Here is an 11,644-nt window from a genome sequence, read left to right on the forward strand (position 1 = left end):
AAAACCCCCTGCCTTCTGAAAAGCCGCTGCAAGCGATGCGGACTGGAAACCGGGACTCCGGCTATAGGATCTGGCCTCGCCTCTCGAACACCCCCTGTGGATCCCTCGGTCGGCATAGCACTTTCCTCACTGTCTCCGGGATTATCCGGATGGATCTCGGGACCGACCTGCATTATGATTCCCTATAAGCCTGTGGTTGGGGTTTCGATGAATAAAGGGGACGCCTTCGACCTCTGACCTCAGAAATCCGCTCCATCTTGGGAGGTGCGCCGTGCAGCCACAGATCGAAATGGAGCTCGCTCAAACCCGACAAACGGTCCTCTGGCTGGAGCAGGAGCGTCGCAAGGATAAAGAGACCATCGCGCTCCTCCAGCAACGGGTCGATCAGTTGTCGGCTCTCCTGGATCAGGCCCGGGAACAGATCCGTCAGCTCACCGATGCGCTGGCGGCCGTCCAGGCCCAGGCCGCTCGTCCCATCCCGATAGAGTCCGTTTTCCCTCGCCTCCGGGAGGAGATGACCGCGATCCTGGATCGGCGCCTGGGAGAGCTGGAGCGACAGTTCCGCGAAAGCCATACCATCCTCCAGCTTCAGATCCAGGATCTCCAGCGCTCCGTCCATACCCTTCAGGAAGACGCGCCCCGCCTGGAGCGAGTGGAACAGGAGCTGGCCTCCCGCCGCGCCGAGCACGACCGCCTGCTGCAGCAGGTTCAGGCTCAATCCCGACGCATCGAGGAGATCGGCCGCGCCCTGGAGGAAACGCGGCCTCGCCTGATCTACCTCGAGGAGCAGGCCCGGCAGACCGCCAAACGGGTGGCCGATGTGGAGCAGGGACAGGTGGATCAGCGCAAGCGGATTGAGGAGCTGACCCAGCGTTTTCCGCCCCTGGAAGAAGAGATACGCAAGTATCCCCGTCGTCTGGAGCCCATGGAGGTCCGTCTGGAGGAGCTGGAAGGTTCTATTGAAGCTCTGCGTCTGGCTGATCTGCAACACGGCCAGGCCTTCCGCCGACTGGAGCAGCATGTGGAGGAGCGCCTGGCTCGCATCGAGGATTACCATGCGGCCCTCCATCAGCTCCAGGATCTGGCGCGGGAGAGCCGGCAGGCTCTGGAGGAGCTGCGAACGCTCCGGGAGGGCTGGGAGCATCGCCTGAAGGAGATGGCGGAGCTGCTGCGGTTGAATGAGGCACGGTGGAAACAGGAGTGGGAGGAATGGCAGACGGCGCAGGAGAAGCGCTTCCACCAGCTGAATCTCCTGCGGGAGGAGCGCTGGGCCGAGCACAGTCGGGAGCATCGGGATCTGGAAGGCCGGGTGGAGCATCTGGAGCGCCAGTGGCCGCGCCTGGAGCAGGTCCTCCGCGGGCTGCTGGAGGAGCAGGAGGAATGGGCCCGTCACCTGCGGGATGGAGCCCGTTCGTGGAGCCAGAACCATGAACAGCGGATGAGCCGCCTGAAGCAGAGCCTGAAGGATGCCTCGGGGGGCGGGACGGGCAGGCCATAACTTAGGAGGACCGGGCATGCCTGTGATCGCCACGGCTGGCCACGTCGACCATGGGAAATCGGCCCTTGTGGAGGCCCTCACCGGCATCCATCCGGATCGTCTGAAGGAAGAACAGATCCGGGAGATGACGATTGACCTGGGCTTCGCATGGCTTATCCTGCCGGATGGGGAGACGGTGGGGATCGTGGACGTGCCGGGCCATATGGACTTCATCGAGAACATGCTGGCCGGGGTGGGGGGCATTGATGCCGCTCTCCTGGTGATCGCGGCCGACGAGGGCGTGATGCCGCAAACACGGGAGCATTTCGCCATCCTCACCCTCCTCGAGGTCTGCAGCGGCGTGGTGGCCCTGAATAAGATCGACCTCGTGGATGAGGAATGGCGGGCGCTGGTGGAAGAAGACATCCGCGCCATGCTCCAGGGGACCTGCTGGGCGAGCGCCCCGGTGATCCCAGTGTCCGCCCGCACCCGAGAGGGTCTGGAACGGCTGGTGGAAGCCCTCCAGGAGACCCTGCGAAGCCGCCCCCCACGCCCCGATCTGGGGCGGGCGCGCCTCTCCATCGATCGGGCGTTCACGATGCCAGGCTTCGGGACGGTCGTGACCGGGACGCTGCTGGATGGTTGCTTTCGGATCGGGGAGGAGGTGGAGATCTGGCCCTCGGGGCTTCGGGCCCGCATCCGGGGTTTGCAGTCCTATCGCCGTCGAGTAGAGCAGGCTCTCCCAGGCTCCCGGACGGCCATCAATCTCAGCGGGATCGCTCCGGAAGACCTCCGTCGGGGAGATTGGGTGACGGTCTTAGGAGTGTTCCAGCCAACCCAGCTTCTGGATGTGTATTTGATCCACTGGGAAGGATCCCCTCGCCCTCTTTCCCATTTCGCTGAGGTGAAATTCTTCCACGGAGCGGCCCAGATCCTGGCCCGGGTCCGGTTGCTGGATCGGGAGGAGCTGCGGCCGGGGGAATCCGGGTTGGCCCAGATCGTCCTCAGCCGTCCGACGGTTGCCGCCCCCGGAGATCGCTTCATTCTCCGCTGGCCCTCCCCCTCGATGACCCTGGGGGGCGGCGAGATCCTGGATGTGCATCCAGAGCGACGCCACCGTCGGTTCCGTTCGGAGGTTCTCTCTACGCTGCGCGCCCTCCACCAGGCGGATCCGATCACCCGGTTGCGGGTCTGGCTGGAAAGCGCGGGGCTCCTCCCGCTGCCGGAGGCTTCCCAACGGCTGGCGTTGCCCCTCGGGCGGGCCCGGGAGCTCCTGGAGCGTCTGACAGCGGAGGGTGCGGCGGTTCCCCTGGGAGAGGGCCTCTGGGCGGCGCCCAACTGGCCGGAGCGGGCGATCCGACAGCTCATCGAGCAGGTGGAAGCTTACCATCGGCAGAACCCCTTGCGTCCAGGCATGCCGCGAGAGGAAGCGCGGAGCCGGTTGGGATGGCCGCCGGCGGTGTTCGAGGCGGCGGTGCGGGCCGCGGTGATGAAAGGCCTCCTGGAAGAAGCCGGGCCGTTGATCCGGCGGTCCGGCTTTCAGGTTCGCCTGAATGAGGCACAAGCCCGGCAGGTGGAGGCCTGTCTCGCCAGGATCCGACGGGATCCATGGCATCCGCCTACCCCCCGGGAGATCGAAGCCATGCTGGGCCGGGATCTTTTCCAGGTCCTGCTGGACGAAGGCCGTCTGGTCCGCCTGAACGATGAGGTCATCCTGCTCATGGAAACCTGGCAGGAAGCCGTCGAGCGCATCCGGGCCTATCTCCAGGCCCGCGGGACGATTTCCGCAGCGGAGGCGCGGGATTGGCTGGGGACCAATCGCAAGATCGCGGTGGCCATCCTGGAAAAGATGGACGCCCTGGGGATCACCCGGCGGGTGGGGGACGTGCGGGTGCTGGCCCAGGGCCCCGGAGCGGGCATGGAGACCTGAACTCCTGCGTCGGGTTAGCGACGCAGGAACCGGCGCTCGATCTCCTCCCGGCTCAGGAGGAACCAGGCCGGGCGGCCATGGGGGCAGGTGGACGGGGACCAGGCTTCTAACAGGGCATCGAGAAGGGCCTGCATTTCCTCGGGGGAAAGGCCGTCGCCGGCTTTGACGGCGGCTGCGCATGCCAGACGCATGGCGATCCGCTCCCGGGGATCGCCGCCCCCTCGCCGGAGCGCCGGGATCTCCTCCAGCACAGCGTTCAGCAGGATGTGGACGGATACGCTTGCCAGCGGAGCGGGCAGGGCTCGGACCACAAAGGTGTTCCCTCCAAAGGGCTCGATGTCGATCCCCAGGCTTCGCAGGGTCTCCAGCTCCATCTCCAGCTGCTCGGCTTCCCGAGGGGAGAAAGCAAGGACCGCAGGGGAGGGCAGGGGGGTTGAGGGGCTTCCGGACCATAGCCGCTCGAAAATCACCTGCTCATGGGCGGCGTGCTGATCCACCACAATAAGCCCCTCTTCGCTCTGAGCCAGGATATAGCTCTGGAGCAGCTGGCCCAGCGCCCGCCATCGGGGCGGCCGGCTGTATTCCATCGTCGGCTCTCCCAGCCGCCGCATCGGCGGCGGCTCCTCAACCGGCCACGGCGTGGGGAGTCCTTCTGGATAGGGGAAGCCGGCCAGGGCGGTCTGCACCGCCTGGCTCACTCCCCAGTAAACCGAGCGCTCCTGGGAGAACCGCACCTCTGCTTTCTGCGGATGGACGTTCACGTCCACGAACGAAGGGGGGAGCTCGATGTGGAGGATCGCCAGGGGATAGCGGCCGGCGGGCAGCCGCCCGGCGTAGGGTCGCTCCAGCGCCACCGCCAGCAATCCGCTGCGCACCGGCCGCCCGTTGACATAGAAATGCTGGAAGGCTCGGGAAGCCCGTCCCAGGGTGGGCCGGGAGATCAGACCGTGGATCCGGAGATCCGCCACCTCCCAGGACACCGGGATCAGCTCGTCAGCGACCTCTCGCCCCCAGATGATCGCCGCCCGTTCCAGCAGGGTCCCGGGCGGCGCCATCAGGACTTCCCGGCCATCGATGATCAGCCGGAACGCGACCTGGGGGTAGCCCAGGGCGTAGCGGTAAACGGTTTCCCGAATCCGTTCGGCTTCCCGGAAGGGGGATTTGAGAAAGCGACGTCGGGCTGGGGTGTTGTAGAAGAGGTCCCGGACTGTTACCACGGTCCCTGGGGGACTGGCGGCCGGATGCACGGCGCACTGGCCTTCCTCCGCGATCAGGCGGGTGCCCTCGGTTTCCCCGGGGGTGCGGGTGAGGATCTCCACCCGGGCCACCGCGGCGATGCTGGGCAGCGCTTCCCCGCGAAAGCCCAGGGTGCGCACGCGGCTCAGGTCCTCGGCCGTCCGGATCTTGCTGGTGGCGAAACGGGCCAGGGCCAGCGGCGCCTGATCCCGGGGGATGCCGTGGCCGTTGTCGGCCACGCGGATCAGCGCAAAGCCCCCTTCCCGGGCCTCAACCTGGATGACAGTGGCCCCCGCGTCCAGCGCGTTCTCGATCAGCTCCTTCACCACCGAGGCGGGCCGTTCGATGACCTCCCCCGCCGCGATCCGGGCCGCCACGTCTGGATCCAGAACCCGGATCACCGGGAGTTCATTTGGGGATCGCATCTCTCCAGCGATTACCAACGCGCCCCGCCGATCGTTGAGGGTTTGAGGACGACGAGATAAGCGATTTCGCCGCCCATCCCAACTATTCTTACCTCTATCGGCGCATGACCACCAGGTAGAGGGGCATTCGGACGAACGCCGGGGCCTCCGTCCAGGGCCGCACCGGCAGGAGCCCCTGAATTGCCTCATGGAAGGACGGCGTGAGCAGGATTTCACCTTCCGGGGCCAGGGCGGCCAGCCGCCGGGCAGTTTCCACGACCTCGCCGATAGGCGTGTAATGCCGATAGGTCGATCCCCCCAGCAGTCCAATCAGCGCAAGCCCCCGGTGAAGTGCGAAACGGGGGATCAGCCGCAGCGGCGGGGGAAGCTCCAGATGCAGCCGACGGATTCGCTCCCGAAGGGCCAGGGCCGCCCGCAGGGCCCGAACCGGGTGATCCGGGCAGGGGATCGGCGCGTTGAACCAGGCCAGGGTTCCCCCATCCCCCATCGGAGCAGGCGTTCCACCTTCCGCCTGAACGCTCTCATAGAAGAGGCTGAGATGTCGATTCAGCGCCTGATGAAGGGTCCCTGCAGGAAGTCCCTCCGGACGAGCCGCTTCCTGAATTCGCTCCCGGAGCCCGCTCCATGACACGGCCAGGACACTGAGGGGTTGCATTCGGGCCGGACCCATGATCTCGTGAGGGGCCTTTTGCAGAGCCTGCATGATCGGGGAAGGAATGAAGGAACGCAACAGGTTCCACCAGCGGAGGTGGTAGGTCTTGAGCGAGGCGATGCGCTGCCCCAGGCGCAGCTGCGCGTGGAGCCGGGCCAGGACCTCGCGGGGATCGTAGGGCTTGGTCACGTAATCCTCCGCGCCGATCCGGAGTCCCTCCACCAGCTCTCCGATGGCCGTCCGCCCGGTGAGGATCAGCACCGGGATGTCGCGGAGCTGCGCATCCGCTTTCATCGCCCGGCATACCATCAGCCCGTCGGCATCCGGCAGGCCGAGGTCGAGGATCACCACATCGGGGCGCCAGGAGCGAAGCCGGCTCCATCCGTGGCGGGCTGTCGCGGCAACCACCACCTCAAAGCCGTTCCAGACCAGCAGGTCGTGAAGCGCCTTCGCCTCGTTGGGATTATCCTCGATGATCAGCACGCGAGGCGGGCGTCCCCTGCCTTCCCCTGGCTGTCCGGTTGCCATTTGAACCGCCCCTCCCTCGAAGTGGGTCAGCGTCTCCTGTTCAGCGTTCCGCTTCCGGGTCTTCGGCGTCCGGTTGCCCCTTTCGCAGTGGGTTTCTCCTTGGGGCTCTTCGACCTGCTGGGGAGCAGTGTGACGCTTTCTTATGTCTGGAATCCGGTTGAATGTCCGGACCCACTCTAAGTGTATACTGATAGGCGTTGTGCGGTGGGTTTCCTTTGAAGGGCTCTGAGAAACGGTGGATGCCGCGGACGCCATGCCCGGGCTATCGAACCGCATGGCTTCTCCATTTATATGACGGCGCGGGTCCGGATGGATCCGGGATCACGGATCTAAGTCCTGCGGAAAACGGTGGAGGATTGAGGAATGGAGGACCTCACGCCCATCCGCCGCCAGTATCTGGAGCTCAAACGACAATATCCGGATGCGATCCTGTTCTTCCGGCTGGGCGATTTCTATGAGGCCTTCGATGAAGATGCGGAAATCGTGGCCCGGGAGCTCGATCTCATGCTGACCTCCCGGCCGGTGGGGAAGGGACAGCGGGTCCCGATGGCGGGCATCCCCTATCACGCCCTGGAGCCTTACTTAGCCCGCCTGGTCGAGGGAGGCTATCGGGTGGCCATTGCGGAACAGGTCGGCGATCCGGTGAACGGGTTGATGCCCCGCCGGGTGGTCCGGGTGGTGACCCCTGGGACCGCTCTGGAGCCTGCCTTGCTGGATGAACGGAGGCCGAACTATCTGGCAGCGTGGATCGAAACCGAAGAGGGGATCGGGCTCGCGTATTGCGAGGCCAGCACCGGGCGTTTCGCCGCAACCCAGTGGAGCGGCCCGGAGGCTCGACGAGAGGCGGAGGCGGAGCTGCTGCGGCTGGATCCCCGGGAATGTCTTTATCCGGCCGCTCCCGGCGAGCCGGCCGCGCCGCCGCTGGCCCAATCCGCGGATCGTCTCTCGATTCATTTCACGCCCTTTCCCGCCTATCGCTTCGAGCTCGGGGCGACTCGAACCGCCCTGCAGGAACACTTTCAGGTGGCTTCCCTGCACGCCTTCGGGCTGGAAGATCGGCCGCTGGCCCTGCGGGCTGCCGGGGCGATCATCCACTACCTGCGGGAAACCCGCCCGGAAGCCCTCTCGATCCTGACCTCCCTGGAATCCTACACCACGGCCGGATATATGATCCTGGATCCGGCCACCCGGCGCAATCTCGAGCTGATCGAGAGCACGACCGGGGATTCCCGCAAAGGATCGTTGCTCGCTGTGCTGGATTTCACCCGCACGCCCATGGGTGGCCGGCTGCTGCGGTCGTGGATCTCCCAGCCGCTGCGAGATCGAGCGGCCATTGAGGCCCGTCTCGATCAGGTGGAAGCGTTTGTGGAGGATCCTGTCGCCCGGGAGCGGATCGCGGAGCGGCTGCGGGGATTCCCTGACCTGGAGCGTCTGGCTGGGCGGGCCCGCAGCGGCCTGGCCTCCCCCCGGGATCTGGCCGCCTTGCGCCGGGCATTGGGGATGCTGCCGGAGATCCAGATGCTGCTCCACCGGATGGAGGGGCCGCGGGCAGAAGCCCTTCGGCCGCTCATCGCCCGCCTCGATCCCATCCCCGAGCTGCTGGATTGGCTCACCCGGGCGCTGGTGGAGGACCCTCCGGCCACGCTGCAGGAAGGAGGGGTGATCCGGCCCGGTTTCTCGGAGGAGCTGGATCGCTGGCGAACGATGGCGAAGGAGGCGCAGGCATGGCTCGCGGATCTGGAGCAGCGGGAGCGGGAGCGGACCGGCATTCGCACCCTGAAGGTGGGTTACAACAAAGTCTTCGGATATTACATCGAGATCTCGAAGGCGGCGGCCCGACAGGTGCCCCCAGATTACATCCGAAAGCAGACCCTGGTGAACGCCGAGCGATTCATCACGCCGGAGTTGAAAGAATATGAAACGCTGGTCCTGAACGCGGAAGCCCGTCAGGCGGAGCTGGAGGCGGAGCTGTTCCGGGAGCTTTGTCGTCGGGTGGGGGAGGCGGCGCCCCAGCTGCGGGAGATGGCCGGGGCCATCGCGCATCTGGACGGGGTCATCGCGCTGGCGGAGGCTGCGGTTCGCTACCGGTATGTGCGCCCGGAGCTGGTGGAGGAAGACTGCCTGGAGATCCAGGGGGGACGGCATCCGGTGGTCGAACGGGCCCTGGCCGGCCGCTTCGTTGCGAATGATGTCCGCCTGGATGAGGAGGGGCGGATCCTGATCCTGACCGGGCCGAACATGGCGGGGAAGAGCACCCTGCTGCGCCAGGTCGCCCTCATCGTGTTAATGGCCCAGATCGGCTCCTTTGTCCCCGCCGATCGGGCCCGGCTGCGGCCGGTGGATCGGATCTTCACCCGGATCGGGGCTCACGATGAGCTGGCAGCCGGTCGCTCCACGTTTATGGTGGAGATGAGCGAAACAGCCTACATTCTGCATCAGGCCACGGCGGAAAGCATGGTGGTGCTGGATGAGATCGGGCGGGGAACCAGCACCTATGATGGCCTGGCGATCGCCTGGGCGGTCGTGGAATATCTGCATAACCATCCGAAGCGGCGGCCGAAGGTGCTTTTCGCCACCCACTACCACGAGCTGACCGCCTTGGCGACGTATCTACCGAGGGTCCGCAACGCCCATATGGCCGTGGCAGAAGTAGAAGGGCGCATCGTTTTTCTGTATCAGATCCGGCCGGGCGGCGCGGATCGGAGCTACGGGATCCATGTGGCGGAGCTGGCCGGATTGCCCCGGCCGGTCATCCGGCGGGCGCGGGAGCTGCTCCGCCGTCTGGAGCGCGGCGAGCCCGCCGTGCGGCCCCAGGCCCCTCCGCCGGCCGCGCCCCTGCCCCTCTTCGCTGAGCATCCGGTGATCCATGCTCTTCGCCATCTGGATCCCGAAAGCCTCTCCCCGCTGGAGGCCCTTCACAAGCTGTATGAGTTGAAAGGATTGCTCGATCAGGCTTCCCCTCCATCGGGTTAGAAGCCGAGGGATCGGTCCATCGTAGGGCAACTGCTTGCAGTTGCCCTACGCCTCTCGCAGCGCTTTGAGCGGTCAAGGGGAGAGGAGGCCATCGCCTTTCTACTTCGTATGTGCTGAACCGAGAAGGCTGGAGGCTTCCATGAGCAAGGTTCGTGTGCCGCGTCGCCACATCGCTTACCGGGACCATGGCGTGGTGATTGAGATCGCCCCGGATTACCAGCAGCTCGCCAGCCGGGCGGACGCTGTCATCCGGGAGATTGTGGATCGCTATCCCAAGACCGCGCGGATGTATGAGTATCTCACCCATGATCCGAAGGTCTCCGCATGCTGGGACCTAGCCAACTATATGGCGGTCTATAAGATGAACTACAACGACCATGGCCCTGTCCATGCTCGCATCGCCACCGCGGCCGCGATGCAGATGATGCAGTTGCTGGTCCGGCATGGGGTCGCCTTCGATGTGGTGACCTCGGGGGCCGGGGATCTGGACGATGCTTTCCTGGTGGTTCTGGCCGCGGAGCTCCTGCATGACATCGGGAACATGGTTCACCGGGTCGGGCATATCGAATACAGCGTGGTGCTGGCCGCCCAGCTGCTGCCGCGCTGGCTGGGGGAGATCTACCCGGATCCGGAGCAGGAGCAGCTGATCCTGGGGTTCATCCTGTCCTGTATCGCCAGCCATGATGGTTCCCCACCCCCACTGACTGTAGAGGCGGCGGTGGTGGCCATCGCCGATGGGACCGATATGACCAAGGGGCGGGGGCGGGCGGCCTTCGACCTGGGCAAGGTCGACATCCACTCCGTATCCGCCCTGGCGGTGGACGAGGTGGAGATCCGGGATGGGAAAGATGTGCCCATTGAGATCGCGGTTTACCTCAGCAACTCCGCCGGGATCTTCCAGGTCCAGGAGATCCTGGCTCGCAAAGTCGTGGTCACTCCCTTAAAGGACCAGGTGCGCATCGTGGTATCAGCCCGACCGGAGACCCCGCTGGCGGATCAGCGGATCATCCAGAAGGTCGTGTTCGAGAACGGGCGCTTTCAGGTCGCCCGGGATGAATAAAAGGGGAAGAGCGGGATCAACCCGCCTCACCATGCGCGCTCCTCTTCATGTCCCTTCGCGTCCGGGGAGGTCGCTCCGAGCGGTCTCGCACAGCGCATCATAGCGAGGGGCCAGCACGGGCCACATCCACGCCGCAAGGGCCTGACGGATCTCCCGGGACCCCGACGGGGGATCTGTCAGGAAGATCCTCAGTCGTTCGGCGAGATCTTCCGGACTGTGATAGGCGCATAGAGGCCAGAACGCCGCCGGGAGGGCGTCCAAAAGCCCGGAGCTCGCTGGGACCAGTGGCCATGGGCCCTCAAACGTTAGGCGCATCAGATGAATGGGAGAATGGGGACGGATGCTTCCATCCACAATGGCCCGAGCGGCCGATGCCCCGCCTTGTGCCTCTGGGGATTCCGGGCTCAGGATCCCCAGGATGCGAGCGCGGAGCCGAGGAGGAAGCCTCTGGACCCGGGGCATTTCCATCTCCGGGCGCTCGCTCAGGAGCAGCACATGGAAGTTCAGGGGCTGAAGAGCCGGGCGATCGAGGGCAGCGATCAACATAGGGATCTCCCCCGGCTCGCCTCGCAGAAGCCAGAGCACCAGTGGTTCGCGGAAAGAAGGGGCTTCGGACCGTGAAGGGAGGGGATCGAAACCGGGAGGTATCACGGCTGCGCGTTTTTCCACCTGAAGGGCGAGCGCCGGCTCATGCCGGGAGAGGGCGCGGAGGAAGTGCTCGCGCTGCCTCTCTCCGTGGAATAAACAGCGCTCGGCAGCCCGGACCGTGCGAAGCTCGACAGCGATCTCTTCCGGCGTGGCAGTTTCCGGGTCGGCCATCCCGCTGGTGTGCCAGTAGATCCAGAGGGGGATCCCAGCGAGCAGATCGCCGATCTCTTCAACAAAGGCCTCCCCATCCAGGCCATCGGTCAGAAGGACCAGGTCGGGCAGGCCGGCGGGCTGACGGGAGGGATCCCGAACAGCGGAGCCGGTCAGGTATCGTCGGATCCGCCGGGCCAGCCGCCTCGCCCGCTCCCGGGCGAGGGAGGAAGCGCCCCCGGCAGGCGTCTGGAGTGAAGAGGGAAGCGTGAACGCGAGGATCTGATGGGGGCTGTGGCGAGCCCAACCCTCGATCCACAACCGGCGTTCGGCTGTCAGCCGGGGATCCACCATCCAGATCTTCATGGTTCATCTCGGGAAGGCGACATCGCCCCCTATCCTATTTATCCGGCCGTCTTGATCTTCACTTCAGCGCATGATATAATTGCTCCGTGTTTGTGACACCTGCCACAAAGGAGGCGGGCCGTGCTTCATGGGTATGCCGTGGTCGGCCTGTATCTTCTGATGTCCTTCGCCCTGCTGGGGGTGACATTGCTCCTCTGGT

7 protein-coding genes are annotated in these 11,644 nt (G+C 65.5%); 4 read left to right on the top strand and 3 right to left on the bottom strand.

All coding sequences use genetic code 11. The features are described from left to right. The first annotated feature begins 271 nt into the window (after window positions 1-271). Both VAE54_RS03535 and selB read left to right on the top strand, forming a co-directional pair. On the top strand, window positions 272-1,498 hold the full coding sequence (locus tag VAE54_RS03535) for a hypothetical protein (RefSeq protein WP_322800555.1): 1,227 nt from the start codon (window positions 272-274) through the stop codon (window positions 1,496-1,498). Window positions 1,499-1,514: 16 nt separating this feature from the next. Continuing rightward, entirely contained in the window at window positions 1,515-3,407 is a 1,893-nt protein-coding gene (gene selB, locus VAE54_RS03540; protein WP_322800556.1) for a selenocysteine-specific translation elongation factor, read from the top strand. Between the two features lie 14 nt (window positions 3,408-3,421). Here selB and mutL read toward each other — a convergent pair whose 3' ends face one another. Continuing rightward, on the bottom strand, window positions 3,422-5,068 hold the full coding sequence (gene mutL, locus VAE54_RS03545; protein WP_322800557.1) for a DNA mismatch repair endonuclease MutL: 1,647 nt from the start codon (window positions 5,066-5,068) through the stop codon (window positions 3,422-3,424). Window positions 5,069-5,162: 94 nt separating this feature from the next. After that, window positions 5,163-6,248, bottom strand: a complete 1,086-nt coding sequence (locus tag VAE54_RS03550; protein WP_322800558.1) for a response regulator — start codon at window positions 6,246-6,248, stop codon at window positions 5,163-5,165. A gap of 363 nt (window positions 6,249-6,611) precedes the next feature. Between VAE54_RS03550 and mutS the strand changes: the two genes are divergently transcribed. Both mutS and VAE54_RS03560 read left to right on the top strand, forming a co-directional pair. After that, complete coding sequence (gene mutS, locus VAE54_RS03555; RefSeq protein ID WP_322800559.1) at window positions 6,612-9,221, top strand: DNA mismatch repair protein MutS; 2,610 nt, start codon at window positions 6,612-6,614, stop codon at window positions 9,219-9,221. Between the two features lie 139 nt (window positions 9,222-9,360). Then, window positions 9,361-10,281 (top strand): HD domain-containing protein, encoded by a 921-nt coding sequence (locus VAE54_RS03560; RefSeq protein ID WP_322800560.1) that lies wholly within the window; start codon window positions 9,361-9,363, stop codon window positions 10,279-10,281. A 45-nt stretch (window positions 10,282-10,326) separates the two neighbouring features. Here the strand turns inward: VAE54_RS03560 and VAE54_RS03565 are convergent, their stop codons facing one another. After that, complete coding sequence (locus VAE54_RS03565; protein ID WP_322800561.1) at window positions 10,327-11,445, bottom strand: hypothetical protein; 1,119 nt, start codon at window positions 11,443-11,445, stop codon at window positions 10,327-10,329. Window positions 11,446-11,644: the final 199 nt, after the last annotated feature.

Source organism: Thermoflexus sp. (genome assembly GCF_034432235.1).
Taxonomy (GTDB): domain Bacteria; phylum Chloroflexota; class Anaerolineae; order Thermoflexales; family Thermoflexaceae; genus Thermoflexus.